Below are 21,514 nucleotides of genomic sequence, written 5' to 3'. Positions count from 1 at the left end.
CCGTGTTCGGGGTGTCCGTCGGTCGCGGTGGCGGGGTGCCTTGGAAATGCCAAGGGGGCCGCTTGGATGGCGATCCAACGGGTGCTTCACATCAGCTTTTCAGAGGTGGTTCAGTCTTGCGGGGGCCGTTCCCGGGGTGCCGCAGTTATGCGAACGCCTACTTCTTGCGGGCGTTGATCTTGTCGCGCTGCTGGTAGAGCTTGGTGATCTTGCTCTGTACCTCATCGCTCTTGTATTTTTCGGGGTCATCGACGCGAAGCTTGAGGAGCGTCTGGATCTGCTCCTCGACCGTCTTGGCAGTCGTTTCGACGTCACCCGTCATGATCGCGTTGCCGCCATAATAGTCGGCGCCGAGCTGAGCCATCATCTTGACGAAGGCGATGTTGTCTTGAAGGCGGGAGCCGTCCATGAGCCGCAGGCCCATCATCTGCTCGAACCCTTCGTCGCCGAGCTGCGTTGTCATCAGCTGTTGGGCGGCGTTCAGATTGCCTTCATATTCTCCGCCCCATTCGTCACGAAGCGCGGACTGTGTCTCCTTGGCGACCTTGGCGAGGTTGCTGTTGAGCTGCTGGACGCGCTCTGTCGCAAAATCCTGATACCATTCGAGCGCAGCCTTGGCAGCGCGCGGGTCAGCATTAGCGCCGTGCAGGTATTCCTTGAAGCTGTCGAGGATTTCCTTGTCTTCCTCGGTCGGCTTGAACTCTTCGCGGAAGGCGACGGGATAGTCCTTGGCTTCATCCGGAATCCCCATCGCCTCGCGATAGGCCTTTACCTCGTCAGGGGTCGCTTTCTCCCCTAGAACAAGCGGCTTTCCGGCGTTCTTGGCCGCATTGCGCGACTCCTTGAACGACTTGCTGATGGACTCGATCGACTTGTGCCGCTCAAGCTGCTTCAGGAGGCCAGCATCGCCGCCGGCCAACTGCTCGCGGAACCGCTGCAGATCCCCCTTCTCGGCATCAGTCGCCGCATCATTGGCATCGGATGAGCCATTTCCGGCATCTGCACCAGCAGAATTTTCCTTGCCAGCGTCCTTGGTGATGGTGCTGGCAGCAGCCGAACCATTATCTGCGGCACCACCCTGCTTACCGGCGGCCGCATCACTGCCTTGATCGGTCGCTGTTCCGTTCGTCTGCTGGCTTTCCTGTCCGTCGGTCATGTTTTGGTCGGTCATGCTTTTCACCTGTGAGCAAATCTAAAGGGAAAGAAACGAGCTTGCGGATCTGCATACCGACATGGCGCATTCCGCTTTTGAACGTACTGTCACGCTCCCCGCCGTGCTCGACCGGCAGGAATTCTAGGTCATTGATGGCGCAGATGTGCAGGATCGCGGCATAGGCGCGCTTCTGCTGGTCTTCTGATGCGGTACCGGTGGCAATAGCCTGTATCGCTACACAGTCAGCCTTGCGGATTTCGAGGTGGTTGACCGGCGGGCTGTTGTCTGGCCGCACCGTGATTGGCAGCCATGGGCGGTATTTGCGCTCAGGCATCAGGCCTTACCAGCCTTCGGCGCTAGGAACTCGCCTAAGCGGTCCATCTTGACATACTGGTCTCGCCTGACGTCCCTCAGACCAGTGTCGAACTTATGCGTGGTATCGCCGCAGTAATGGTCAAGGCCCATATACGTAACGGGACCGAAGTTGCGGCTCTCATAGACCCGCCCGGAGACGAGATCGTCGGCCGACCACTCCTCGACCGGGCTCACGGCGGGCCGGTCGTACCAATCAACGCGATAACTGTCGGCGCCGCGCGCATCCTCAAGCGATTGGCTCGGGAAGATGACACCCGTATCACCGGGAGCCAAGCCAAGGCGTTCCTGCTCGGCTTTGGCGAGGGCGTGGGCGACCTCATAGGCGATGTCGAAGTTGTCGAATTCCTTACCGATTTGGCGCGATGACCCGATCAAACCTGAGTTCTGCTGCTCGTATTTGGTCACAATGAAGCGCTCCACGCGCTTGACGCGGAATTCAATGGTCATCTGATGATTTCCTTATGTTGAAAGCGACGGCCTCGGCCGCCTATCCGAACCGTCCGGATTTCGTTACCCGGCCATAGCCGCGTTGACTTCTTGGGCCGCTTGCCCCGCGCGCCCGGCCACGTCGGCGATTGCGCCAACCTGTCCAAGCTGCTGCTGCTGCGCCATCTGCTGCTGTGCCATATTGCGAGCGGCAGCAGCCTGTTCCTCGTCTGTCAACCAGTCGGCATAACCGCCCGGGATGGCCCCGAAGGCATCGCGGAAGGATTTCCGCATATCCACCTCGGCAATGATTGACGGATCAGCCTGGAACGTCTCGGCAATTATCGCCCGGCCTTCGTGGTAGGCGTTGATGACCTGGCGGTCGCGGGCTTCCTTCAAGGTGGAGTTGAACTCCTGGGTGATGTTCTGCCCAAGTAATGTCTCAGGCATATCCACCGGGATGCCATTGCGGTCCACCTGACCGTATCCGCCGGCTCGCATGACCTTCTCGGTGACGAGATCAAGCGTGCGTAGTGCATCCTCGTCCTCGATCGGCTCGAACAGCGGCAAAGCGTTGCGAATGTATTCCTGAACGAGCTGTGATGTCTCATAGGCCGTCTTGGAACGGTCCTGCGGTAGGTTCAGCTTGTTGATGTAGAACGCATCCGCAAGCGACCGACGGGCGTCTGCAAGCAGATTTTCGCCGAGGCCGACATCCTTGCCGAGGTCCAGCGCCCGAAGAGCAACGCCAAAGCGCTCATCATACTCACTGTCGATGTAGGTCACCCCCCCGGACTGCAGATCGATCGGTGACACAACCACGTCTTCGGTGGCGATCATTGGCGGGTCAACCCGCTTCTCTCCGGCCTCGATCAGCGTCATCATCATGCGCTGGATCATGCGGGCCTGAGGCAATGCGATGATGGTTGCCGGGCTGAAGGCGTAGAAATGCCCGGAGACGGTAGCCCATCGCGGAACGATGTAGTCGAAGGTGAATGCCGGCAGCTCCTGCAGGATCTTCCCTTCTTCCGTCACGTAGATGTCTGCCCACTCCGCACCCTTGGGAAACTTGCGGTACGGGTCGTACTTGTCGAGCGGCACCACGATGTGGCGGACCTTGAACTCGCGCTGATAATTCCTGTCCTTCAGAGCATCCTTGGCCGCCTGCGGAAGCTTTTCCTCACCAAACCAGTAGGCCATGGTGTGGGCCTTCATATCGTCCTTGCGGTGCACATGATTAACCCGGCCGTCTGGTCCTTCGCACCCGGCCATCTTCTTCGGGTGGTGGCAACGGAACAGAAGGTTATCGCGCTTCTTGTTGTAGCTCACCTGCTTCCACGACATGCCGAAGGTGGCCCAATCGTGGTCCGCTTCCTTTGCAGCACGTCGAAACCCGCTGTCCGGGCTATAGAGGATGCTCCAATTCACTCGCGTCATGAATTCGAGGAATTCAGATGCATCGCGGCGGCGGGCGACATCCTTGTTCGATGTCGTCGACTTGAACCACTGGCGATCGGCAGGCCGGACCATCGCGCCGATCTGGTCGCCGAGTTCACGCCGAACCAAGGTCGGGTAGAAGTCCGTCAGGTGCGAGGCGAAGTCAGAACCATAGGTTATGGTCGTCGTGAAATCCGCGCGCTCGCAATAGAAGAACTCGGCAATTTCCTGATGGAGACTGTCGATGGATTCTTTCGCCGCAAACATGCGGCTGTCCATCTCCAACAGATCCCTGCCCTGCTGATCGCTCATCAGTTCGCACCCAGGGTCTGGCGCTGATACTCACGGCCGATCGTGCCGGGCACCGGAGCAAGCCGGTCAGTAGCCGACGAGCTCGCCGTCGCGGTCGCACCTCCGGTCTGCTGGCGCCGCTTGCGCTTGGCAAGCACATCGCCAGGGTCAGGCATGGGTGCCGGCGGCTCCGGGTCAGGGTATTTTTGCGTTCCACCCCCAAACAAAGCTCCCATCACTTCTTTCCTCTCAGTTTGGCTTTCAGCGCGCTGTTGGACGTCAGGGCCTGCGTTGTGCGGATATGCGCGGGATCGCGCTCACGCTTCGTCAAGGCCGGGAACAGGCTGGTGATGCCCCAAACCATCGCATCAGCGCGGTCAGGCGATCTTGAGCCGGTGTAGCCGGCGGTGGTCATCGCGAGCAGTTGGTCTTCCATCTCAGGGAAATAGCCAGCCATGACGACCTTGCCCTGGTCGAAGAGCGAGGCGATCGGCTCGGCCCGCACAACTTTGCCACGGGACGCATGGACCTCAGTGAACGGAGTGCCAGGTCGTGCGGCGCGGATGATCTCGCCAACCATCGCGCCGCCAAAGTTCGTTTCAGCTACCACCCGGTCAGCTTCGTGACGATCGAAGGCATCCGCCACCACCTGCCCCCATCGGGACGGCCCATATCGGCCTGAGAGGTCTTCGATGACGTACCCCTTGCCATCCACCCCGAGACCGCAGACGACAATCCCCACTTCATCCGAGCGCGTGTCCTCATCGCCAGAGCACCCGGATGGGTCAACGGCGATGATGATGCGCTGCATGTCCGGCATTTCACCGCCGAGGCGGCTCTGCTCCAGCAACTCGACCGACCAGAGCGCACTATCGGAATCGTCCGCGAACTGCCCAAGCAGGAAGCGAAGGCGCATGCGCTCCGGCATGGCTTGCAACTGGTCAAGGTAGCCGGGGGCTAGATTTGCCTTGTTCCCATCCGGGTTCATCAGCATCGCGACATGCTGGTCCGCATAAGGCACCGGCTTGCGCGTATCGGGGGACACCCCTTCAATGAAAAGTTTGTAGGTCCAATGCCCCTTCGGAGGCGGGTTACAGTCATAATAGGCCTTGAGGCGGAGCTGCGTCTTCTGCGCAAGGCGGGTGATGCCCATGTTGCGCGAGGCCCAACTGATCTGCGAGCACTCGTTGAAGAAGATAGAGGCGTATTCTTGCCCAAGGATCTTTTCCGTCCGCTCCTTATCGTCGAGGCCGCCAAACCAGACTTCTGACCCGTTTGGAAGAGCAAGGAACCAGTCCGTCTTATCAAGGTGGCTCTTCGCGGCCACACCAGGGAAGCAAAGGTCCATCACCTTCGGCAGGGTGTCATAGATCACCGATGCCTTTATGTGATTGAAGCGGTAGCGAAGGATCGCGTGTCTGCTTCGGTGCGCCAACGCCCTTACGAGGATCGATCGAAGGTTGATGAAGGTCTTGCCAGAGCGAGACCCACCATACAGCATGCAATGCGTTGCGGCCGACGACTGGAGATCAATCGCCTTCATCTGGTCCAAGGTGGGCTGAAACATCAGAGCAGTCCGGCGTCCTGCTGCGTGAACACCACCTGGACCGGCTCACCACCCTTGCCAGTCAATTCGCTCCTTTCAGCCAAGCCGAGATCCCGCGCGATGATGTTCGCATTCAGAAGGCCGGCAGCTGCCCCCTCGAACTTCTGGGAGCGGATAATATCCTCTACGCGCGTTGTGACCTCAGAAAAGCCTTCACGCGTCCTGTAGTCGGCCCAAGCCATCTGGCTAATATCGAGGAACAGGCAGAGCGCGTTTAGGGTCATAGCGCGCATCTTCGGCAGGGCCTGGACCTTCACCTTGCCCTGATACGCGAATGCCTGTGCGTCCTGCATCGGGTGAGCGTCCACCCACTCGAAGTATTCGGCGCATGCGGTCCACAGGTGATCAGCGTCCACGAAGATCGGCTTGCGCCCGTGGGAGCTGCGGGCCTTCCAGAACTGATTTCCCTTGGGCGCGGCCATTAGCGCTCAAGCTCCATGACCATGATGTCGCCGCCGGTGGATTCGTCGAACATGGCGGCGGTTTCCACTGCCTTACGAGCGTCGGCACCCATCACCATCGCGGCTTGCGCGGCTATCGCGCCTGACCCGAAGGCGGTGAATTCGCAATCGATCTCGAAGCGACCGGAGCCCTCGTAGATGAACAGGCCACCCTTGGTCAGGTGGATGAGGCGCGTTTCATCCCCAAGATCCGGGACAGGCAGACCCTCGATCAGGTTTTCGATAGCCTTGGTGCCCCGGGCGAGATCGCCAGTAACAGCGCAGATGCTGCCGTCACGGGCGCGGAATATCTTCTGGACGGAGTGAAGCTGCTTCCAGCCGTTGACCATTGCGCGGGTATCAGCCGCCATCACCCCGTCGCGGATCGCGATCGTTGTCATTCGTAGTCACCATGTGAAATTGAAAACCGCTTTGCCCGCGGCAGGGCTTAGACTAGCAGGGATAACCCGGCCACCGCGCCGGTGAGCCAAGAAAGAACGACGAGCACGTTGGTTATGCGGGTGAGCAATACCCGTCTGTCGCCGTCGATGTAGCGGGTACAGCGCGCGGCGGCTCCAGCGGCCTCGAACGAGAAGAATACCAGCGCCGCCGTGATACCGGCGAAGATCCATGCGGTATCGATGCCTTTTACCAGGCCTGCCGCCGAGATGATAGACAGCAGTAGAGCGCTGAATATTGCCTGAGAGGTCTGCATCATGCTTCTCCGCTGACAACCTGCTCGTCCTGAGACTTGGCCTTGCGCTTCTTGAATGCGTTCTTCGCCTCATCGGCGATGAAGGAGACATACATGCCGCCGCCAATGCCAGAGAGAGACCGGATAGCCGTGGGCAGAATACGCCGGCTCTTGCCGATCGCGGCCTTGTCGTCGTGCTCGCGGCCAACATGGAGCCAGCCAGGTTCATCGGAGGAGACAACCATTGCGTCGTGCGACCCCTCGAGTTTTACCGGAAAGGCTCCGGTCTTGAGTTCCATCGGGCGCGGGCCGATTGCTGGAAAGCCGCCGGCGCCAGCGTGGCCCAGTTCGATATAGCACGGCATGGGCGGGTTATCCTTGTTCAGCCTGTTGCGGCAAACCGGGCTTTCGCCCGGCTCGCCTTATCGGGTGTGCGGGAGCGTTATCCGTAGATGCCGCCGTAACTTCGACTGTAGTGGATGCGCAGGCCGAGGATCGTGAACAGGAAGGCTTTGCCATATTCGCGCTCACGCTCGAACAGGCGAGGCCGAAGGCCGATCGCAAGCTTTGCCGAATAACCGCCGCCGGGGACGCCGGGCGCGCCACGTTCCCAGAGAAGCCGGAATAGCCGGAAATGCTTCTGGATCCCGTCGGAGCGCAGCACCTTTTTGAACCGCAGCGACGGCGCCGACGCAACGAACAGAGCCAGGCACAGGCAGCCGACAGAGACGGCGATGGGGATCGGCGCGGCGACGAGAGGCGTCAGGGGCACTGCAATGGCGAGGACGGCACAGGCGAACAACGCCAGGCCACAGATGATAAAACTTCGATGCAGGTAGCGCATGCTCTTTCCTTTCGCTGGGTTGGGGAGTGGTTAGGCGACCGACAGGCGCCGGTAGTGGGCCGGATAGTTCAGCCGAACCCACTCGGCTGCCCCGCGCTGGAAGGCCACCTCAATAGCATTGTCGAGATCAGCTTCGAGGCCTTCGATCTTGTCCAAAGCGCGCTCCAGCAACTCAGGCGTTGCCACCGCGCCCATGTCTCGGAAGTAGCGAGCGCGTTCTGCCAGGAGATCAGTCAGCGGCGCTTGCGTCGAACGGCACATCGCTCTCTCCAAAAGAAAACCCGCCCTGCGTTAACAGGACGGGCGCCTCTGCGGGGCTATGGATTCCAAACTTGTCGGACAATCAAAACACGATCAAATGCCCCAGAGGCAGGCTCCCGGCCGGATTTGAACCGGCAACCTCCGCCGATTGGCGGCGCTCTATCCTGCTGCCGCTACGGGAGCCTGTTGGTCCTCTGAGGTGGACGCCGGGGAGGCCGAAGCCTCACGCGCAACGCGCTCCCGAACGATTGGTGACGGGAAGGAACGGCCGGGATACCACAACCTTCACGAACGAATGCCCGCCTTCCCAATCTCTATGCTGCCTGCTTGCGCTTCTCGCGCTGCCTGCGGCGCTCCGCCTGTGCCTCTGCCCAACTGAAATCCCGGAGGCTTTCGTCGAAGCCGCAGATCGGCTTGCTTTCGCTTGGGCGCCAGTACCGCTTCCCCGGCGCGTCTTCTGCGATGTTGACACTTTTATGCCCTGAAATCGGGTGATCAGGCAACAGGTCGTTCACGTCGATTTCGTTATTCTGCAATGGCTTGCGGTCAAACGCTAACAAAATACGCAAGATCGCACGTTCTTTTCTACGCCGGCCGGTCTCCGGGTGGATGCTTTGCGTCTTGCACCAATCCTTGAAAATGTGCTCCATCGCCATGCACCGCGCCCATGCTGTGAGGCACAGGCGTTCATTTTCGTCCTCGACAAACCTGAGCCACGTCAGTGTTTCTTCCGCTTCTGTTATCTCCCATGGTCTCGGGGCATTGTTGATGGAATTCCAGAAGGCTTGCCGCTCTGCCGCGAGCCGTTCAGACCCCCACCCGTTCTTGTCGGCTTGGGTGTACGGGACCGCGATCCACGAACCGCTTCCACCGCTTGGGCCGACGCGATATAACCCTTCCATGATCTGCACCGCACGAATGAAACGCTCGCCTATTTCTCGCCCTGTGATCATGCTGCTCTCCCGTCGAACATTTCCATCTGCGGTGCACCGAACACACGGTACGCCCTTTCCCAAAGCAGGCCAACCAGCGCGGCCCGCTTGTTCGTTATCCCGTCGAGGCCGTGAAGCCAAAACTGCAGGATACCGATCGGAACACCGTCATAGAACTCAAGGAACCTCGACATATCGTTCTCCATGATCGAGGGATAGTTCCGGTTGAACGCGAGAATGATATCGCTCGTTGCCCAAAGGCCCGTCTCATTGACCGCCGCCTGGTTATTGCTGGCGTCAGCAAGGGCCATGACGACGAGCCGGGCATGTGCGGCGCCATACCTGCGGATGATCCGCTGGAGCGTGCCCACGGCCCTCGTCTGCCCGATCTGGGGCATAACGTTCTTGGGGACGATCTCGATCGAGAATTCCGCGAAGATGGCTTCGGCTTCATCGTGGCTCAAGTGATCCACCCCCGTCTAAGCGCCATCGCCACCAGCGCCGTTTCCGTGCCAGCGCCTACGACATCCCTCGCGTGCCGCAGATACGTGCTGACGGTGTGAAACGACAGACCGAGGGCATAGGCGATCCGCTTCTGGCTATACCCGTCCGCGGCGAGCGTGATGCACTCGACTTGCCTTGGGGTGAGCGGGCAATCGGTCATTCCCCTGCCCCTTTCCGCTCCGGCCACTTCCATCGCTTCTTCATCGCGTAGATGCAGCTCTGGTGCATGCCGAGCCGTTCTCCGATCTGCTTTTGGGTCATGCCCAAATCGTAGAGCCGGCGGGCTTCCTTCTCGTGCACCTTCTCCAGCCGTGGCGCTTTCGGCTTCGGCCGGGCATTCCATTTGTTCCGGCGCTTGATCGCTTTGACCGTGCTTTCGGAAATGCCGAGCTCGATCGCGATGTTCTGGATTGTGACGCCAGCTAGGTAGAGAGCCTTCGCCTTCCTGTCCCGATCAGCAACCGCCAGCATGACGCCCTTCTTATGCGGCAGCCGGTCGAGGATATAGAGGCATGTCGAATGGTTCCGGTTGATCAGCCTCGCGAGCTTCATCAGGGACAGGCCGGGGAACCTGTCCCGCGTCTCCTCGACGATCATCTTGCGGATTTTCAGGATGCGCTTCGACATGCGCCCCTCGACGGTGATCTCGGCATAGCTGACGCCGTGGAAGGCACAGCGGAACTTCATGAAGTCCTTCGGCAGGAGGAAGCCTTCGGGATCATCCGGCTTTTCTTCCATGGCCTCGATCGCGTGCCGCATCTGCCCGATCAGGTTTACCACCTTCGGCTTGCCGTAGCATGCGGCTCTCGCGGCCTTGGCGCGGGAGATAACGCGGGATTCGTATGTGGATGGCTGGACGTGGGCGGTCATGGCGAATCCTCCAGGAAACAATCGATGGCGCCGGATAGGCCTTCAACTGCAGCGTTGTATCCTTCGCGGTACCCTGGCGGCTTCGCGTCGAACACGTTGTCGCGGATCGCCTGTTCTGCGGTGACAGTCCAGTTCTCTGCGCACCAGTGGGCGAATTCCTCCATCTTGAGGCGGAACAACTCGCGGACTTGGTATTCGATGTTGATGCGGCCGGTCATATCCCTGCGGCCCTTTCGATTGCCTGCTTCTTGATCCGGCGCCACATGCGGTCGTCGGTGGCGACATACCGTTCGGCGTCGATCCGCTTGATGTTCCGACGGCGCAGTGTGGCCCGCTGGCGCTTGAGCTTGATGTCGACGGCCCGGTAATGGTCGGGGCAAAGCCATTCGTTGAACCCGAAGGGCAACTTGCTCCGGGCCGTGGTCCGTTTGCAGAAGGGGGTGCAGCAGGTGATGCGGTCGGTCATGCGTCCCTCCCCTTGGCAATCGCCGCCTTCACCACGTCGACGAGCGGATGAACGATGTAGGCCGGGAACGTGGGCTTGACGCCACAGAGCCGATAGATGACCGCCCTGCTCCATTCATTGTCTTCCTGAAGCATCCGCGCTGTCTCCCCGAGATTGTATGGCGCGGCCTCCAAGCGCGTCTCAAACCCTTTGTGGGTCTGGTACGGACGCCAGATCTGCTCAAGGCTGAACTTTTCGAGGTCGGTTACTCGCATCATCCGCGCGCCTCCCTGCTCACCCGCTCGACTTCCGTGCGCCTGTTGCTTCCCCTCTGTCGGATGAAGGGCTTGAGACCGTTGAAGACCGCGTCGGCGGCCGACTGTGCCTCGATGACCGCGCCGTCCCGCCGATATTCGGGACCGTTCATGTAGCCGACGAGGTGGCGGTTGACCGTGCGCAGCGCCTCGAGCTCGGTGTCGAACACGATCGGCGCCCCGCCCTCGCCCAGCACAGGTTTCGGCTTTGCATCGCGGGCGAAGCGGAGCATGGCCCACCAGCCGGTTCCTCGGGGTGTCGCAAATCCGGCGAACTCGTTCATTCAGCTGCCTCCAAGTAATCCAGGTCTGGAACGGGTTTCTTCTTCGGCGCCGCGTCGGCCATGATCGCGCCGACGCAAGCCTTCATCTTCGCGACGGACACCGCATTACCGATCTGCTTGATCTTCTGCGTCTTGGTGCCGGCGAACTCATATGTCGCCTCGTCGGTGTTGAAGCCCATGGCGGCGGCGAGCTCGTGCGGTTCGAGCATGCGAAAGAGGATGTCGTATTCCTCCGTGGCTTCCGCGATGGCGAACTCGCCACCCTTGGCCGTCGTCATGGTCGGGATTGGCTCCTCCCCAGAACGCGCCTGAGGGCCGCCGTTGCTGTTTGTCACGGGGATGATGACGGATAAGCGATCCTTCGTGGTGATCGGCGACAAGGGGTCTTCTGTCGTCTTCACGTTCGCCGCGCCGCCGGTCGAGTAGTAGGCCGCAATCAACGAATGAGCCCCGTGGGTCGGCGCCGTTGGTATCGGCTCACTGACGCCACGAGGCGAGCCGCCAGACGCCTGCGATAGCACGAATGGCTCTATCACCGCATACGCACTGCCGTCGCCGTGGATGGCCCCAAGTGGCTGTTCTATGTCATGCGATCGGCGCCAGTTCGGATCACGCTCGCTTGCGTCGTTGCCGTGGGCGACCGTGACCAGCATAGGCCGGGCGCATCCTGGCCGCTCACTCGCCGCGCCGCCGGTCATGATGGTGGGAAGAGGGTCGCCAGTGGACCGGGCCGCCCCGCTGCTGTGCTGGGAAAGAACCATCGGCTCCGCCAGCCAGACACCGCCCTTCGTGTCGAGCGTGGGGATGAGGCCTTCGGAAACGCCTTCGGCCTTGTTGCCCTTCCGCCCGTTCATGATGATCGGCTCGGCTGCGAAAAGGTGTGGAGCATGGGCTGTTTGCGTCGGAAGCGGCTCCGCTGAGCTGGAGGCGGTGGATTTGCCCTTCATGTTGACGATGACCGGATAGGCAATGCCGATATGATTGCCGCTGGCCGCGATTGTAGGGATCGGCTGATCCATGCCCTGGGCGGACATGTGGTTGCGCAGGATGACGAGATACGGTTCCGGCCATCCGAACTTCTGGGCGCCGGCATAGATGCGCGCCAAGGTCTTCGGCGCCAGCGGCTTCTTGCGATTGAAGATGGACCGGCCTTTGATCTGCCAGTCGATGATTTCGCGCGCGGGGCGCCACGGCTTCGCGGTGTCGAACATGTCGACCGTCACCTCATCCCGCTTCCTGTGCGTCGGCATAGGCCAGTGGATCTTGCGCCCGTCGGACCGGCCCATGAGGATGAAGCGCTGGCGGGTGGTCGCGTCACCGTAGTCGGCTGCGTTGAGCTTGCGCCACTCCAGTTCGAAACCGAGGCGCCGCAGCGTTTCCGTCCAGGCGTGGAAGTATTCGCCCTTCCTGGATGGGATGGGGCGCCCGGTCTTCATATTGACCGGACCCCAGCCAATGAATTCCCAGACGTTCTCGATGATGATCCGCTTCACCCGAAGCTCTGTAAGCCAGGTGATGATGTGCCAAGGGTCGCTCCGCTGCTGGTCACTGGTGGGCTTTCCGCCTCGAGCCACGGAATGATGCGTGCAGGTGGGAGAAGCCATCAGGAGGTCAAGGTAGCCTTCTGGGACCAGGATGTGCGGGCGGACCGTCGAGATGTCCTGGACGAAGTGCCGGGCCTCCGGGTGATTCCGCTGGTGGGTGTCGATCGCGACCGGCCAGTGGTTGACGCAGACCAGCTCCATATCGAGGCCAAGCTCGGAAAGCGCGCGCTGCGCACCGGTGGATGAGCCGCCGGCACCACAGAGAAGATCAGCAACAAGCATTTTGCGCGCCATTAAAACATTTCCTCTTGAGTGCGCTTCGGCTTCTGCGAGACGTAGCGCGTGTATTCGGCTTCGAATTTCAGGTGCTCGTGCAGCGTCGGGTCGCCGAACCGACATTTCACGCTGCCGACCTCAGCCACGCCCTCTAGATCACCGACGAAGACGGAATTGATCTTCTTCCAGTCCGATCCGGTGGCAGCCGTCGCCACGCGCTCGGCTTTGTATTTCTCGGCTCGGTAGAGATAGAGGATGGCGTCATAGTCCGCCTTGGCGCCCTCCCCGCCGTATAGGTCGGCGGCGATCGGCCGGGGATTGTCACGGCGGGTGCCAAAGCTGTTGCGCTGGTTCAGGATCAGCACCGAGGCCTGCGTCTCGTCGGCGAGCGCCTTGAGCTCGACAGTCACCTCGCCGGAGATCCGGTCGGCCGAAAGCTTCGGATCGCGCGGCTTCACCTTCCCGATGTGATCGATGACGATGAACGGCGTCTTGCCGTTGGCGCGCTTCTTGATGAACCGGCGGGCGTAGGCGACGAGCTTGTCCACCCCTTCCCGCTGGCAGCGGATGATATCGAACGGCTTGCTGTTAATTTCAGTGGCGAACAGGACGCACTTGTCGCGCTCGTAGTCGGTCATGAGCCGCGACGGCTCGCGCTGCTGCCTGACGCTGATTTCGTGCACCTGGGCGATCATCTGGCGCACGCATTGGGCCGCAGACTGGTCGTAGGAGAGGAACAGCACCGGGTGACCATGACTGACGGCGTGGTAGATGAGCTGCATCGTGAGGCTGGACTTGCCCTCGCCTGATGACGACAGCAGGCCGTAAAGGTTCCCGGCCTCGAACACCGGCTCCGACAGCACCTTGGCTATCTCCGGTAGAGCGATCGGCACACCGAGCACGCCGTCGCGCTTGGCCGACGCCTCGAACATGGAGAGGTAGGACGATCCGGGCGATGCGATCGATGTCGTCTCGCGGAACCGGGCCTTCAGCTCCTTCAGGCGCTGCTCCATGTGCTCGATCTCGTCGGCGAGCGTCAGGAGTGTGTGACCTTCCGCGGCAATCTCCCCGGCGATCTGGGCCTCACGCGCCAACTGCCGGCCGAGCGAGACGCTCTTGATGACCTCGATCGCGCCAGCAATGTTCCGGCGGACCATCGGATCAGCGCCCAGTATCATGAGGTTCGAAAGATATTGTGCCGGGGTCACGTCGCCGAACCGCTTCGAGCTGACCAGTTTCGGCATGAATGGCTTGAGCGAGACCGCGTTGACGTGCTGCCCGCCCTCATGGAGCGCCAGCGCCTCGCGGAACGCGATCTGGTGGACACCCTCGGCGAAGTCGTCGGGCTCCAGCCCGCATTCGATCAGCAACGAATTGTCGTTGAATATGCAAGCCAGCAGCAGTTCGGTCGCCTGGAAGGCATCGTCCTCTGTGATCCGGTCGAAGGCGTCACGGTTGGATAGGGCGTTCATGCTGCCTCCCCGAATTTTCCTGCTTCATCGCCCCATGTCGTCCAGCCGGCGCGGTTGGTGCGGGAGAACAGCTCCAGCCGGCGGGCGCGCGGCATCAGTCGTTCGGCCTCGCGATATCCCTCCTCCGGCTTGCGGGAGTGTTCGCGTGCCAGGCCTGGGAAGGATGAGCGCACCGACCGCGTCGTCTTCGGCTCGCCGCGCTTGCCGATCAGGATTGGCTCGTTCGATGTGCGGAAGATATAACCGGTCCCGAAAGCCTGCTTCCCGTTGCGGGTGGTCTTCATCCAAGATCCGGCGGTAGCGAAGGCAAAGCCCCACGCGTGCAGCACGTCCAGCGCCTGTGGAAGCATCGGGTTAGTCGCCCATAGCCACAGGAGGCAGTTCGGGGCCGCGAGATCCAACACCGGCAGCGCCTTGATCTCCTCAAGCGGCATCAGCCGGTATTTCGACTGTGTCGACTTGGACTTGTCGCCGTTGTCGGACCACTCCTGCATTTTCCATGGCGGATCGGCCATGATGAAGTCGAAGCTGTGCGGCGGCAGGTCGCCGAAAGGCCATAGATCGGGAAAGAGCCTCATGCCGCCTCTCCAAATAAATCGAGCTGAATTTTGGAATTCGCGGCCTTAGGGGCACACGGTGGGGGTGCTGGGGCTGCTGGGGTGCTGACAACCTCCGCAACCGGTTTTTCCTCGAAGTCGCAGCAGACGACTTCGCAAAGAGGAGAGACGCCGCGCCATTCGTTCAGATAGGACGCAGTATCGATGCCGCAGGACGGCCCAAGGTAGATGCCGGTCTTCTGCTGGAATTCGAAGGCTTTGCCGCTTGTGTCGCGCCGATAATGCTGGGAGCCGCTGTATTTGAAGCCGCTCGACATCTGCGGAAGAATGAAGACACCATAGTTCGCCAACTGCGCCGCTATGTCGATCACGTGGAATTCGAACTCAGCGCCGGTATACCGAGGCGCGCTCTTGCCATCTGGGCGTTTGATGTTGCCGAAGGGTGGGTTGCTGACAGCGATGTCAAAGTGGCCGAGATCCATGTCGAGAACATCGAAAACGCTCGCCTCGATCCACGTCGCTTCCGGCAGGAGCTTTTTGCCGACAGCAACATAGTCTGGATTAATCTCGACACAGGTCAGGTCAATGGGCGTCTGGCTCCACCGATGCATCATGCTCGCGGCAAACGAAAGGACCCCGATGCCGGCGCAAAGGTCGATCATGCGCCCGGCAAAAGTCTCGATTGCGAGATCGCGCGCGAGACCGTAGGGGGTGAAGAAAGCCCCCGCCACGGTGTTGATGTGTGCGGCCGATTCCTGCCAATTGTCGATGACGAAGAATCTTTCGTCCTCCGTTAGAACATCCTTGGCCAGCAAGTCGCATGCCTGCTGGTGGGCCTTGGCCTGGGCTTTGGTGAGCTTCGCCATTATGCCGCCGCCACCTGCGGACGCTCATTGCGCTGCTGGAGAAAGCCTTGGAACGCCGGCCGGTATCTCCCGGCATGGATCTCCGCACCGCGCCAGCAGACGGCGATTGCAGCAGCCTCGCCGGCGTTGTGGGCCACGGTCTTCTTGGTCGGGAGAATAATGCCCTCACGCTCGCACTGTGCGACGATCGCCTCTTTCCAGAGGTTTTCGACCTTTTCCCACCTGCCCTTGCTGTCGGGCTTGGAGAGCTTCGTGATCTTCTGCGGCGGCTTGAAGCCTTTGCCATAGAACATCGCGCGCCAGGTGCCAGCGGAGATAGTGCCCCACGGGATGCCGAAGTTCGCCACGGTCGAAAGCACCGCGCCATGCAGCATGCAGGAGACCACCGTTGCCATCGTACCGCCGGGGCTCATCTTGAGCGCGGTTTCCATGACGACGAAGTCGGGACGGAACTCCTTGATCAGCTTCGTGACCTTGAGGCCCATCTGGTCGGCGCAATACTCGATCGAGGCTTTGGCCGGGAATTCGAGCACGTCGCACTTGATGGACGAAATGTGCTTGCTGGTGTCGAAGAAGGCCCAACCGGCGCTCTTTGACGTGTCGAAGGAGAGAATTTTCATTGCCGCGCCTCCGTCGGGATGAGGCGATACAGGCCGGGCGTGGAGAACTCCCCACGGCCACCACCACCCTTCTTTTCGATAGTCCAACCGAAGTCGGCGATGGTATTCCGCAGGCGGAACAAAGTGACCGAGAACGTGCCGGCCGCGTCGTCTGGGCCACCGCTGGGGTCACTGGCGTAGACGAAGTTGATAATTTCGTCCCGGTGGAACTGCTTGCCGATCTTGCTGGACAGCTTTTCGATGATCTTCCGTCCGGTGGTCGATGACACCGCGCTCAGCACCATATCGACCGGCGCGGCCTCTCCGATGAAGCCGCCGCAGCAGGGACACGTAAAGGTCTGGATTTTCGTTTGGACGTTCATGGCTTCACCGGGAGAGAAGATGCCGCATTCGCGCGGCGGAGGTGGGCGGCCATGAGGAGGATGGCCGCCTGCAGGGAGATCAATGTTCGGTATCGCCAGCGCCGACGAAGGGGTCCTCGCCATCAGCGGCCGGCGGCTCCTCCTTTGAGGATGCGGCTTCGATGCGAGCCATGATGTCGGGGATCTCGGTCTCGTATTCGGACTTGCCGGCGTCGTAGGACTCCAGCCAGAGCTTGTCGTCGGCGCTTCCGGCGTCGTATCCGGACACCCGATCAAGGTTGAGCAAGCCGGCCTTGTAGCCCTTGGCCTGGATAAGCTGCTCGCGGTCGACGCGGTCGATCTGGGCGAGGAGATCACCGCCGCTGGTCGACGGGATCAGACCGAGCCACTCGAGGTTTTCGCGGTCAGACTTGAGACGATCGACCGGCTTCTGGTCGTCCTCTCCGAAGTGGGCCTTGAGGTAATGATCGAACTTCTGGCCGGAGAAAGACGGATCGGCAGCCTTGGCGACCTTACGGTTCGCCGTCTTCTCGGCAGCTGCTTCTCGTCGCTTTGTCTCCGCCGCCAGTTCCTTGCGGAAGTGGTAGGCGAACAGCTTCTGCCGTTCCGCGTCTGTGAGCTTGGTGTTACTGCCGGCCGTCGCTGCCATCACCCGATCCTTTCTCTTGCCAGCCGAACCTTTTCAGCCAGCGCTTGAACCTCGTTTTCCAGATCCCGAAGATCATGGTTTTCCTCGTAGCGTTTCCGGTCCTGTTCGATTTCCTGCTGCAAAGCCCGGACCTCGGCTTCGCAGTAGTCGACATATGCCCGCCGGATCGCCGTGAATGCGTCGATCGTGATGGACTTCGCCCTGCCCGCCCGCAGGTGCATGATTTGCCAGAAGGAAAGATTGTGCCGGCGTGCGAGGCGGCGGATCGCGTTCTCGACGTCGCCGTTGCCGGCCGTCTCCCGCTCCACCATCTTCCTCACGTACTCTGCCGCGATTGCCGTACTCATGGCTCTATGTCCCTGTTCTTCCTGTTTTTTAGTGGTTGCCGCTTGAACCAAATTCTTTGACACCGAGTATGCGCTCCTTGCCGCCTTGGGTTAGCTTCCGGGTGTCAGGGAAGCGCTGCAGGCTTGGAGGGTAGAAAGGACCCCGCCCGAAGACGGAGACTGACAATGGAGAGAGCGGCGCGGACCAACTTCCCGGAAGGCGCGCCACGCTCCCGAAATTCACAGGAAGGGGTTCCCCCATTCCGAAAAGTTGAAATCGAAGTGCTCGGCCGCGTCCTCGACGTGAGCCCCGGCGATGATGAAAACGACCGCCGTGAAGATGCAGAGAAGGCAGAAGATGACGAAGAGCGTGACGAAAGCCGCGATCATGCTGAGGCTCCTACGACGACGATGGAACGAGCCCGGTTTTCAAGGCGGCGGATGAAACCGCGCTCTTCAAGAGCCGAGACGAGGCGGTAGATCCCGCTCATGGAGGACAGCCCCGACCAATCGCGCATTTCGCGGATCGTGGGCGCAACGCCCTGGTTCTCGGCCGTGTAGGATTGGATGAAGGCCAGCAGATCGCGTTGCTTCGCGGTCATGGCTGACGTCGGCACCTGCGGCTCGAACGAGTGATTGCAGCATGGGCAGGTGATCATGCCGGCACCTGTTCGGGCTGGCTGGTCAGCAGCGCGGTAAAGACCGAAATGTCGGTCTTGCGCTCGACGACCGGACGGAACATTGAGGCCACGAAGGAAGCCTCCATCCCGTCTTCAGGATCAGGCCCGTTTACGATCTCGTTCAGCCTGATGCAGACGACTCCGTTGCTGACGTCAGGATCGAATTCACGGACGGTATAGATCTGTCCTTTGACGGGAAGGACGACACCTTCATCCGCACCTCGCCTTAGCGCGCGCGGACCGAAGCTCTCAACCAAAACGACCTTCTGACCAACATGGAAATTGCAGATCATGATGCCCTTCCCTTCCGCCGGCGGATTTCCGCTTCGGCGGCTACGCGGTTGGGAGCGGATACCGCGCCGACGTCGGGATCGACGATGATGGCGGTACCGTCTTCGGTGATGATGGAGGATGAGAATGCAGGCGCCGGAAACTCGTCCGCGAACTTGTTGCGGAGATCGGCCAGCCAGTCGCGGCCTACGGGTTCGCGGTCGGTGGTCATGCGCCGCTCCCCACGTCTTCGATAATCGGAAGGTTGATCTCGGTATGCCGATGAACGATGACCGAGTTGCCGGGATGCTCCGGGACGACGAAATGCTGCCAGGCAATCGGCTCCGGGCTGGTGGGGTTGAACCCCGACCAGCGGCCCGCGCTGCTCTTCGTCGCCGGTATCCAGTAGGACCGGTGGACGTTGCCGTCGGCGGTCGCCAGCCAGACAGGCGCGATGTGATGTTCCTTGTATTCGACCGGCTCGCCCTTCACGGTGCGGGTCACGGTGACTTCCTTGCCGCGCGGGGCGCAGGCTATGTCGTGGTTCCAGCCGATCACGCCCAGCCGTTCGGGCCGGTCGCGCTGGCGCTCGGCAAGGATGGCCTGGGCGATGGCGAGATAGAGTGCGTAGTCGGGCTCCGGCGCTTTGGAATAATCTGCGAGCACGATGTCGCTTGCGATCTGGTCGATATCCGCCGGCATCTCGGCTTTGGGGATGGAGGGGGTCATGCCGAAGCTCCCTCGGCCGCCCGGATCGCGCGGCGCATCAGCGTGAGCACCGCCTTGTGACCGTGGCCGTCGTTGAATTCGAAAATGGATTGCTTGCCGCACTGCGCCCGCAGGATGCGGATCGCCGCGCCGTAGTCGTCCGGAGACGACGGAACACGCTGGATCGCGCCGATCATGTCGAAGCGCTTGGCTCGATCGCTGACGGGCTTGACCTCGTTGCCGCGGTCGTCGAGCGCTACGGCTTCCTTGGCCCACTTGCTTGGAGCGCTGATCAGGGCCAGCGCGTCGGAGAGTACAGTGGCGGCGGTCATTCTGCGTTCTCCGGCATGGAGGCCCGCAGTTGATCGACCTCCGTCTGCAGCGACACAGCGGTCGCCCATGCGTCTTTGCGCAGCTGTTCGGTGCGCTTGCCGTATTCCTCAGATGCTTCGATGTGGGCCGCCGGGAAGGCGATCTTCCGGCAGGCGTTCCAGCACGAAACGAAACGCTCGGCGTCCTGCCGGTCATCGAAGTGGCCGGCGAAGATGACGCGACCGCTCACCGTCTGGATGCGGTAAAGCCCTTCGACGTTGCCGTCATCGAGCGTGAGTTCGGGATGGGTCTTGAAAATGCTCATACCGCGTTCTCCTGTTGGAGTTTGCGCTCAGCATCATCAAGCCATTCGACCATCTTCTGGTATGTCTTGATGTTGAAGCCGATCCCCGGGTTCTGCACCCGGCTCAGGAACTTGCTGTCCCCGACGGCAGCGATGCCCATCGCGGAGAAGCTGGTCTTGGCCTTGTTCGCATATGCTGTCGCACGAGCGATCAGGCTCTGGCGGATATCGAATTCGGTGATTTCGGCTCGCTGGGTCATGTCCGTCATATTCGGGACATTTCCCGAATTGTCAAGGGATACTTCCCGATGGACGTGATATTTCCCGAAATGCGATATTTGGGCATGGAAACTTCCCTGCAAAAACGCCTGAAGATCCGCATGGATATGCTCGGCTTGAACGCCTACCAGACCGCGAAAAAGTCTGGCCTTGGCGACAGCTTTGTTCGGGACATCCTTCGCGGGAAGACGAGAAGCCCGAACGCCGGCAACCTGGCCAAGCTCGCGGCCGCCTTGGAAACGACTCCGGACTGGTTCTATGGAACATCGGATGACGAACTTCCGTTGAAGCGCGTGCAGTCCGTCGGTGGTCTAGACGTTATGGGTAAGATTCAGGCCGGCAATTGGGTAGACCGGAGCATCATCGAAGATACGTACGAGCGTGAAATCATCCCGGTTGCTCGCGATCCGCGGTTCCCGCATGCGAAACAATACGCGCTCGAGGTGATCGGCGATTCGATGGATCTCGAATATCCCGAAGGCTGCTACGTGACATGCGTGGACTTCTGGGACAGCGGCATCTCGATGAAGGATGGGCTGATCCTCCATGTGGAGCGGCACAATGGCTCCCTCGTCGAAGTCACGCTGAAGGCTGTCGAGACGATCGATGGCGAGCAGATGCTTGTTCCCCGCAGCTCCAACCAAAAGCACAAGCCCATCAAGATCGAGGGCGACGGGGGAACCGAGATCGTCGTGAAGGGCATTGTGACCGGCAGTTACAAGCGCACGATCATCTGAATTCATATGGACATACGTGGTCCGTATGATTTTCCCGTTCATATGGACATACGTGGTCCGTCCTTACGCGTGCGCGCGCAGCGTAGTATTCAGGGGTTCCACCCCTTACCCCGCAAGGAGCTTCGCCCCTTGACCCAAAGCGACCGCTTCGCGATCGCCTTCGCGTGCGGTTAGGTCTGCAGCAAATCGTTTTTTTTGCTTTTGAGGGGGCTATCCGAAAATCATCGGATGTGGATGCCGCCGATGTCGGCAGGAAACGCCAGGCGCACCCGGCGACCCTTTACGTTCTTCCCACCCTTCTGCGTCCACCCGTAATCCACCAGGATCAAGCCCACGCGCCGCAGATCAGCGAGTTCGCGCGAGACCGTTTTGCTGGAGCAGTGACCGGCCGCCTGTGAGAGCTGGCCATCTGTCAACCGAATGTCGAAGGTTTCCCACTCGAAAACGTCTTCAAGGATGGCGAGCACCCTGAAGGCGCGGACGTCGTTCTTCTGCAGGACCTGCATCGCGACGTAGCGCCAATCCTTGAATTGTTGGTGCCGCCCTTCGGACGTCCCGAACCAGCGATCTGGGTACCGAATCGCCTTGATTTCAGCGACTTCGCGACGCTTCCCCGACAAACCTGTCTGAAAATTTTCCGGCTTCATCCCCAATGACATACGGGACATTTCCCGGC

Annotated in this window: 38 protein-coding genes and 1 tRNA gene; 1 reads left to right on the top strand and 38 read right to left on the bottom strand. The window is 60.7% G+C overall.

What is annotated here, in order from left to right; translation table 11 throughout:
- Window positions 1-157: 157 nt before the first annotated feature.
- From J2X76_RS18255 to J2X76_RS18080, 37 genes are all read right to left on the bottom strand, one after another.
- Window positions 158-1,171 carry a hypothetical protein gene (locus tag J2X76_RS18255; protein WP_310218690.1) on the bottom strand — a complete coding sequence of 338 codons (1,014 nt, stop codon included), beginning with the start codon at window positions 1,169-1,171 and terminating at the stop codon, window positions 158-160.
- Window positions 1,098-1,487, bottom strand: a complete 390-nt coding sequence (locus tag J2X76_RS18250; protein WP_310218689.1) for a hypothetical protein — start codon at window positions 1,485-1,487, stop codon at window positions 1,098-1,100. Before J2X76_RS18250 ends, J2X76_RS18255 begins: the two co-directional genes overlap by 74 nt.
- Complete coding sequence (locus J2X76_RS18245; protein WP_310218688.1) at window positions 1,487-1,975, bottom strand: hypothetical protein; 489 nt, start codon at window positions 1,973-1,975, stop codon at window positions 1,487-1,489. The genes J2X76_RS18250 and J2X76_RS18245 overlap by 1 nt, the downstream gene beginning before the upstream one ends.
- Window positions 1,976-2,038: 63 nt before the next feature.
- Window positions 2,039-3,703: a portal protein gene (locus tag J2X76_RS18240; RefSeq protein WP_310218686.1), complete on the bottom strand. Its 1,665-nt coding sequence runs from the start codon at window positions 3,701-3,703 to the stop codon at window positions 2,039-2,041.
- Window positions 3,703-3,858: a hypothetical protein gene (locus J2X76_RS18235; RefSeq protein ID WP_310218684.1), complete on the bottom strand. Its 156-nt coding sequence runs from the start codon at window positions 3,856-3,858 to the stop codon at window positions 3,703-3,705. The genes J2X76_RS18240 and J2X76_RS18235 overlap by 1 nt, the downstream gene beginning before the upstream one ends.
- Window positions 3,859-3,917: 59 nt before the next feature.
- Window positions 3,918-5,249: a phage terminase large subunit gene (locus J2X76_RS18230; RefSeq protein WP_310218683.1), complete on the bottom strand. Its 1,332-nt coding sequence runs from the start codon at window positions 5,247-5,249 to the stop codon at window positions 3,918-3,920.
- Window positions 5,249-5,710 (bottom strand): terminase small subunit, encoded by a 462-nt coding sequence (locus tag J2X76_RS18225; RefSeq protein ID WP_310218682.1) that lies wholly within the window; start codon window positions 5,708-5,710, stop codon window positions 5,249-5,251. The genes J2X76_RS18230 and J2X76_RS18225 overlap by 1 nt, the downstream gene beginning before the upstream one ends.
- The gene (locus tag J2X76_RS18220; protein ID WP_310218680.1) at window positions 5,710-6,129 is read right to left on the bottom strand and encodes a hypothetical protein; all 420 of its coding nucleotides are present in this window, start codon (window positions 6,127-6,129) and stop codon (window positions 5,710-5,712) included. Before J2X76_RS18220 ends, J2X76_RS18225 begins: the two co-directional genes overlap by 1 nt.
- A 47-nt stretch (window positions 6,130-6,176) precedes the next feature.
- Complete coding sequence (locus tag J2X76_RS18215) at window positions 6,177-6,443, bottom strand: hypothetical protein (protein ID WP_310218679.1); 267 nt, start codon at window positions 6,441-6,443, stop codon at window positions 6,177-6,179.
- Window positions 6,443-6,787, bottom strand: a complete 345-nt coding sequence (locus J2X76_RS18210) for a hypothetical protein (protein ID WP_310218677.1) — start codon at window positions 6,785-6,787, stop codon at window positions 6,443-6,445. Before J2X76_RS18210 ends, J2X76_RS18215 begins: the two co-directional genes overlap by 1 nt.
- Window positions 6,788-6,864: 77 nt before the next feature.
- Complete coding sequence (locus tag J2X76_RS18205) at window positions 6,865-7,266, bottom strand: hypothetical protein (RefSeq protein WP_310218675.1); 402 nt, start codon at window positions 7,264-7,266, stop codon at window positions 6,865-6,867.
- Window positions 7,267-7,296: 30 nt separating this feature from the next.
- Entirely contained in the window at window positions 7,297-7,527 is a 231-nt protein-coding gene (locus J2X76_RS18200; protein WP_310218674.1) for a hypothetical protein, read from the bottom strand.
- Between the two features lie 111 nt (window positions 7,528-7,638).
- Window positions 7,639-7,710 (bottom strand) — tRNA-OTHER (locus J2X76_RS18195).
- A gap of 131 nt (window positions 7,711-7,841) precedes the next feature.
- Window positions 7,842-8,480, bottom strand: coding sequence for a hypothetical protein (locus J2X76_RS18190; protein WP_310218673.1), 639 nt, complete (start codon window positions 8,478-8,480; stop codon window positions 7,842-7,844).
- On the bottom strand, window positions 8,477-8,923 hold the full coding sequence (locus J2X76_RS18185; RefSeq protein ID WP_310218672.1) for a hypothetical protein: 447 nt from the start codon (window positions 8,921-8,923) through the stop codon (window positions 8,477-8,479). The genes J2X76_RS18190 and J2X76_RS18185 overlap by 4 nt, the downstream gene beginning before the upstream one ends.
- Complete coding sequence (locus tag J2X76_RS31640; RefSeq protein WP_405030061.1) at window positions 8,920-9,123, bottom strand: response regulator transcription factor; 204 nt, start codon at window positions 9,121-9,123, stop codon at window positions 8,920-8,922. The genes J2X76_RS18185 and J2X76_RS31640 overlap by 4 nt, the downstream gene beginning before the upstream one ends.
- Entirely contained in the window at window positions 9,120-9,833 is a 714-nt protein-coding gene (locus J2X76_RS18180) for a terminase gpP N-terminus-related DNA-binding protein (RefSeq protein ID WP_310218671.1), read from the bottom strand. The genes J2X76_RS31640 and J2X76_RS18180 overlap by 4 nt, the downstream gene beginning before the upstream one ends.
- Window positions 9,830-10,051 carry a hypothetical protein gene (locus J2X76_RS18175; protein WP_310218669.1) on the bottom strand — a complete coding sequence of 74 codons (222 nt, stop codon included), beginning with the start codon at window positions 10,049-10,051 and terminating at the stop codon, window positions 9,830-9,832. Before J2X76_RS18175 ends, J2X76_RS18180 begins: the two co-directional genes overlap by 4 nt.
- Window positions 10,048-10,299, bottom strand: a complete 252-nt coding sequence (locus tag J2X76_RS18170) for a hypothetical protein (RefSeq protein ID WP_310218667.1) — start codon at window positions 10,297-10,299, stop codon at window positions 10,048-10,050. Before J2X76_RS18170 ends, J2X76_RS18175 begins: the two co-directional genes overlap by 4 nt.
- On the bottom strand, window positions 10,296-10,556 hold the full coding sequence (locus J2X76_RS18165; RefSeq protein WP_310218666.1) for a hypothetical protein: 261 nt from the start codon (window positions 10,554-10,556) through the stop codon (window positions 10,296-10,298). The genes J2X76_RS18170 and J2X76_RS18165 overlap by 4 nt, the downstream gene beginning before the upstream one ends.
- A complete protein-coding gene (locus J2X76_RS18160) occupies window positions 10,553-10,876 on the bottom strand; it encodes a hypothetical protein (RefSeq protein ID WP_310218665.1) in 324 nt (107 codons plus the stop codon). Before J2X76_RS18160 ends, J2X76_RS18165 begins: the two co-directional genes overlap by 4 nt.
- The gene (locus tag J2X76_RS18155) at window positions 10,873-12,714 is read right to left on the bottom strand and encodes a DNA cytosine methyltransferase (RefSeq protein WP_310218664.1); all 1,842 of its coding nucleotides are present in this window, start codon (window positions 12,712-12,714) and stop codon (window positions 10,873-10,875) included. The genes J2X76_RS18160 and J2X76_RS18155 overlap by 4 nt, the downstream gene beginning before the upstream one ends.
- Complete coding sequence (locus tag J2X76_RS18150) at window positions 12,714-14,168, bottom strand: DnaB-like helicase C-terminal domain-containing protein (protein WP_310218663.1); 1,455 nt, start codon at window positions 14,166-14,168, stop codon at window positions 12,714-12,716. Before J2X76_RS18150 ends, J2X76_RS18155 begins: the two co-directional genes overlap by 1 nt.
- Window positions 14,165-14,746 carry an MT-A70 family methyltransferase gene (locus J2X76_RS18145; protein ID WP_310218662.1) on the bottom strand — a complete coding sequence of 194 codons (582 nt, stop codon included), beginning with the start codon at window positions 14,744-14,746 and terminating at the stop codon, window positions 14,165-14,167. The genes J2X76_RS18150 and J2X76_RS18145 overlap by 4 nt, the downstream gene beginning before the upstream one ends.
- Window positions 14,743-15,591: a methyltransferase gene (locus J2X76_RS18140; protein WP_310218661.1), complete on the bottom strand. Its 849-nt coding sequence runs from the start codon at window positions 15,589-15,591 to the stop codon at window positions 14,743-14,745. The genes J2X76_RS18145 and J2X76_RS18140 overlap by 4 nt, the downstream gene beginning before the upstream one ends.
- Window positions 15,591-16,211 (bottom strand): hypothetical protein, encoded by a 621-nt coding sequence (locus J2X76_RS18135; protein ID WP_310218660.1) that lies wholly within the window; start codon window positions 16,209-16,211, stop codon window positions 15,591-15,593. The genes J2X76_RS18140 and J2X76_RS18135 overlap by 1 nt, the downstream gene beginning before the upstream one ends.
- Window positions 16,208-16,573: a hypothetical protein gene (locus J2X76_RS18130; RefSeq protein WP_310218659.1), complete on the bottom strand. Its 366-nt coding sequence runs from the start codon at window positions 16,571-16,573 to the stop codon at window positions 16,208-16,210. Before J2X76_RS18130 ends, J2X76_RS18135 begins: the two co-directional genes overlap by 4 nt.
- A 79-nt stretch (window positions 16,574-16,652) precedes the next feature.
- Complete coding sequence (locus tag J2X76_RS18125; protein WP_310218658.1) at window positions 16,653-17,222, bottom strand: hypothetical protein; 570 nt, start codon at window positions 17,220-17,222, stop codon at window positions 16,653-16,655.
- On the bottom strand, window positions 17,222-17,569 hold the full coding sequence (locus tag J2X76_RS18120; protein WP_310218657.1) for a hypothetical protein: 348 nt from the start codon (window positions 17,567-17,569) through the stop codon (window positions 17,222-17,224). Before J2X76_RS18120 ends, J2X76_RS18125 begins: the two co-directional genes overlap by 1 nt.
- A 219-nt stretch (window positions 17,570-17,788) precedes the next feature.
- Window positions 17,789-17,938, bottom strand: a complete 150-nt coding sequence (locus J2X76_RS18115; RefSeq protein WP_310218656.1) for a hypothetical protein — start codon at window positions 17,936-17,938, stop codon at window positions 17,789-17,791.
- Window positions 17,935-18,207: a hypothetical protein gene (locus tag J2X76_RS18110; protein ID WP_310218654.1), complete on the bottom strand. Its 273-nt coding sequence runs from the start codon at window positions 18,205-18,207 to the stop codon at window positions 17,935-17,937. Before J2X76_RS18110 ends, J2X76_RS18115 begins: the two co-directional genes overlap by 4 nt.
- Window positions 18,204-18,521 carry a hypothetical protein gene (locus tag J2X76_RS18105; RefSeq protein WP_310218652.1) on the bottom strand — a complete coding sequence of 106 codons (318 nt, stop codon included), beginning with the start codon at window positions 18,519-18,521 and terminating at the stop codon, window positions 18,204-18,206. The genes J2X76_RS18110 and J2X76_RS18105 overlap by 4 nt, the downstream gene beginning before the upstream one ends.
- Window positions 18,518-18,730 carry a hypothetical protein gene (locus J2X76_RS18100; protein ID WP_310218651.1) on the bottom strand — a complete coding sequence of 71 codons (213 nt, stop codon included), beginning with the start codon at window positions 18,728-18,730 and terminating at the stop codon, window positions 18,518-18,520. The genes J2X76_RS18105 and J2X76_RS18100 overlap by 4 nt, the downstream gene beginning before the upstream one ends.
- Complete coding sequence (locus J2X76_RS18095; RefSeq protein WP_310218650.1) at window positions 18,727-19,227, bottom strand: hypothetical protein; 501 nt, start codon at window positions 19,225-19,227, stop codon at window positions 18,727-18,729. The genes J2X76_RS18100 and J2X76_RS18095 overlap by 4 nt, the downstream gene beginning before the upstream one ends.
- A complete protein-coding gene (locus J2X76_RS18090) occupies window positions 19,224-19,538 on the bottom strand; it encodes a hypothetical protein (protein ID WP_310218648.1) in 315 nt (104 codons plus the stop codon). The genes J2X76_RS18095 and J2X76_RS18090 overlap by 4 nt, the downstream gene beginning before the upstream one ends.
- Window positions 19,535-19,843, bottom strand: a complete 309-nt coding sequence (locus J2X76_RS18085) for a hypothetical protein (protein WP_310218647.1) — start codon at window positions 19,841-19,843, stop codon at window positions 19,535-19,537. Before J2X76_RS18085 ends, J2X76_RS18090 begins: the two co-directional genes overlap by 4 nt.
- Entirely contained in the window at window positions 19,840-20,091 is a 252-nt protein-coding gene (locus J2X76_RS18080) for a hypothetical protein (protein ID WP_310218646.1), read from the bottom strand. The genes J2X76_RS18085 and J2X76_RS18080 overlap by 4 nt, the downstream gene beginning before the upstream one ends.
- 39 nt (window positions 20,092-20,130) lie before the next feature.
- Here J2X76_RS18080 and J2X76_RS18075 point away from each other — a divergent pair, with 39 nt between their 5' ends.
- Window positions 20,131-20,838, top strand: a complete 708-nt coding sequence (locus J2X76_RS18075) for a S24 family peptidase (protein ID WP_310218644.1) — start codon at window positions 20,131-20,133, stop codon at window positions 20,836-20,838.
- 221 nt (window positions 20,839-21,059) lie between these two features.
- On the opposite strand, the gene J2X76_RS18070 is transcribed toward J2X76_RS18075, so the two are convergent.
- Entirely contained in the window at window positions 21,060-21,497 is a 438-nt protein-coding gene (locus J2X76_RS18070; protein WP_310218642.1) for a helix-turn-helix domain-containing protein, read from the bottom strand.
- Between the last annotated feature and the right edge of the window lie 17 nt (window positions 21,498-21,514).

This window comes from Neorhizobium sp. 2083 (assembly GCF_031455615.1).
Classification (GTDB): domain Bacteria; phylum Pseudomonadota; class Alphaproteobacteria; order Rhizobiales; family Rhizobiaceae; genus Neorhizobium.
The sequence above is the reverse complement of the archived record's forward strand: the minus strand, read 5'-3'. Positions and strand labels throughout refer to the sequence as shown.

What these genes read in the sequence shown, in the direction of transcription:
- J2X76_RS18220 (WP_310218680.1), bottom strand. Translation starts at nt 6,129, where the DNA reads ATGACAACGATCGCGATCCGCGACGGGGTGATGGCGGCTGATACCCGC.
- J2X76_RS18155 (WP_310218664.1), bottom strand. Translation starts at nt 12,714, where the DNA reads ATGGCGCGCAAAATGCTTGTTGCTGATCTTCTCTGTGGTGCCGGCGGC.
- J2X76_RS18175 (WP_310218669.1), bottom strand. Translation starts at nt 10,051, where the DNA reads ATGACCGGCCGCATCAACATCGAATACCAAGTCCGCGAGTTGTTCCGC.
- J2X76_RS18180 (WP_310218671.1), bottom strand. Translation starts at nt 9,833, where the DNA reads ATGACCGCCCACGTCCAGCCATCCACATACGAATCCCGCGTTATCTCC.
- J2X76_RS18165 (WP_310218666.1), bottom strand. Translation starts at nt 10,556, where the DNA reads ATGATGCGAGTAACCGACCTCGAAAAGTTCAGCCTTGAGCAGATCTGG.
- J2X76_RS18235 (WP_310218684.1), bottom strand. Translation starts at nt 3,858, where the DNA reads ATGCCTGACCCTGGCGATGTGCTTGCCAAGCGCAAGCGGCGCCAGCAG.
- J2X76_RS18130 (WP_310218659.1), bottom strand. Translation starts at nt 16,573, where the DNA reads ATGAACGTCCAAACGAAAATCCAGACCTTTACGTGTCCCTGCTGCGGC.
- J2X76_RS18105 (WP_310218652.1), bottom strand. Translation starts at nt 18,521, where the DNA reads ATGATCTGCAATTTCCATGTTGGTCAGAAGGTCGTTTTGGTTGAGAGC.
- J2X76_RS18120 (WP_310218657.1), bottom strand. Translation starts at nt 17,569, where the DNA reads ATGAGTACGGCAATCGCGGCAGAGTACGTGAGGAAGATGGTGGAGCGG.
- J2X76_RS18250 (WP_310218689.1), bottom strand. Translation starts at nt 1,487, where the DNA reads ATGCCTGAGCGCAAATACCGCCCATGGCTGCCAATCACGGTGCGGCCA.
- J2X76_RS18150 (WP_310218663.1), bottom strand. Translation starts at nt 14,168, where the DNA reads ATGAACGCCCTATCCAACCGTGACGCCTTCGACCGGATCACAGAGGAC.
- J2X76_RS18145 (WP_310218662.1), bottom strand. Translation starts at nt 14,746, where the DNA reads ATGAGGCTCTTTCCCGATCTATGGCCTTTCGGCGACCTGCCGCCGCAC.
- J2X76_RS18160 (WP_310218665.1), bottom strand. Translation starts at nt 10,876, where the DNA reads ATGAACGAGTTCGCCGGATTTGCGACACCCCGAGGAACCGGCTGGTGG.
- J2X76_RS18135 (WP_310218660.1), bottom strand. Translation starts at nt 16,211, where the DNA reads ATGAAAATTCTCTCCTTCGACACGTCAAAGAGCGCCGGTTGGGCCTTC.
- J2X76_RS18110 (WP_310218654.1), bottom strand. Translation starts at nt 18,207, where the DNA reads ATGATCACCTGCCCATGCTGCAATCACTCGTTCGAGCCGCAGGTGCCG.
- J2X76_RS18100 (WP_310218651.1), bottom strand. Translation starts at nt 18,730, where the DNA reads ATGACCACCGACCGCGAACCCGTAGGCCGCGACTGGCTGGCCGATCTC.
- J2X76_RS31640 (WP_405030061.1), bottom strand. Translation starts at nt 9,123, where the DNA reads ATGACCGATTGCCCGCTCACCCCAAGGCAAGTCGAGTGCATCACGCTC.
- J2X76_RS18095 (WP_310218650.1), bottom strand. Translation starts at nt 19,227, where the DNA reads ATGACCCCCTCCATCCCCAAAGCCGAGATGCCGGCGGATATCGACCAG.
- J2X76_RS18255 (WP_310218690.1), bottom strand. Translation starts at nt 1,171, where the DNA reads ATGACCGACCAAAACATGACCGACGGACAGGAAAGCCAGCAGACGAAC.
- J2X76_RS18245 (WP_310218688.1), bottom strand. Translation starts at nt 1,975, where the DNA reads ATGACCATTGAATTCCGCGTCAAGCGCGTGGAGCGCTTCATTGTGACC.
- J2X76_RS18210 (WP_310218677.1), bottom strand. Translation starts at nt 6,787, where the DNA reads ATGCCGTGCTATATCGAACTGGGCCACGCTGGCGCCGGCGGCTTTCCA.
- J2X76_RS18140 (WP_310218661.1), bottom strand. Translation starts at nt 15,591, where the DNA reads ATGGCGAAGCTCACCAAAGCCCAGGCCAAGGCCCACCAGCAGGCATGC.
- J2X76_RS18070 (WP_310218642.1), bottom strand. Translation starts at nt 21,497, where the DNA reads ATGTCATTGGGGATGAAGCCGGAAAATTTTCAGACAGGTTTGTCGGGG.
- J2X76_RS18200 (WP_310218674.1), bottom strand. Translation starts at nt 7,527, where the DNA reads ATGTGCCGTTCGACGCAAGCGCCGCTGACTGATCTCCTGGCAGAACGC.
- J2X76_RS18125 (WP_310218658.1), bottom strand. Translation starts at nt 17,222, where the DNA reads ATGGCAGCGACGGCCGGCAGTAACACCAAGCTCACAGACGCGGAACGG.
- J2X76_RS18215 (WP_310218679.1), bottom strand. Translation starts at nt 6,443, where the DNA reads ATGCAGACCTCTCAGGCAATATTCAGCGCTCTACTGCTGTCTATCATC.
- J2X76_RS18225 (WP_310218682.1), bottom strand. Translation starts at nt 5,710, where the DNA reads ATGGCCGCGCCCAAGGGAAATCAGTTCTGGAAGGCCCGCAGCTCCCAC.
- J2X76_RS18115 (WP_310218656.1), bottom strand. Translation starts at nt 17,938, where the DNA reads ATGATCGCGGCTTTCGTCACGCTCTTCGTCATCTTCTGCCTTCTCTGC.
- J2X76_RS18085 (WP_310218647.1), bottom strand. Translation starts at nt 19,843, where the DNA reads ATGAGCATTTTCAAGACCCATCCCGAACTCACGCTCGATGACGGCAAC.
- J2X76_RS18205 (WP_310218675.1), bottom strand. Translation starts at nt 7,266, where the DNA reads ATGCGCTACCTGCATCGAAGTTTTATCATCTGTGGCCTGGCGTTGTTC.
- J2X76_RS18230 (WP_310218683.1), bottom strand. Translation starts at nt 5,249, where the DNA reads ATGTTTCAGCCCACCTTGGACCAGATGAAGGCGATTGATCTCCAGTCG.
- J2X76_RS18240 (WP_310218686.1), bottom strand. Translation starts at nt 3,703, where the DNA reads ATGAGCGATCAGCAGGGCAGGGATCTGTTGGAGATGGACAGCCGCATG.
- J2X76_RS18190 (WP_310218673.1), bottom strand. Translation starts at nt 8,480, where the DNA reads ATGATCACAGGGCGAGAAATAGGCGAGCGTTTCATTCGTGCGGTGCAG.
- J2X76_RS18080 (WP_310218646.1), bottom strand. Translation starts at nt 20,091, where the DNA reads ATGACGGACATGACCCAGCGAGCCGAAATCACCGAATTCGATATCCGC.
- J2X76_RS18090 (WP_310218648.1), bottom strand. Translation starts at nt 19,538, where the DNA reads ATGACCGCCGCCACTGTACTCTCCGACGCGCTGGCCCTGATCAGCGCT.
- J2X76_RS18075 (WP_310218644.1), top strand. Translation starts at nt 20,131, where the DNA reads ATGGACGTGATATTTCCCGAAATGCGATATTTGGGCATGGAAACTTCC.
- J2X76_RS18170 (WP_310218667.1), bottom strand. Translation starts at nt 10,299, where the DNA reads ATGACCGACCGCATCACCTGCTGCACCCCCTTCTGCAAACGGACCACG.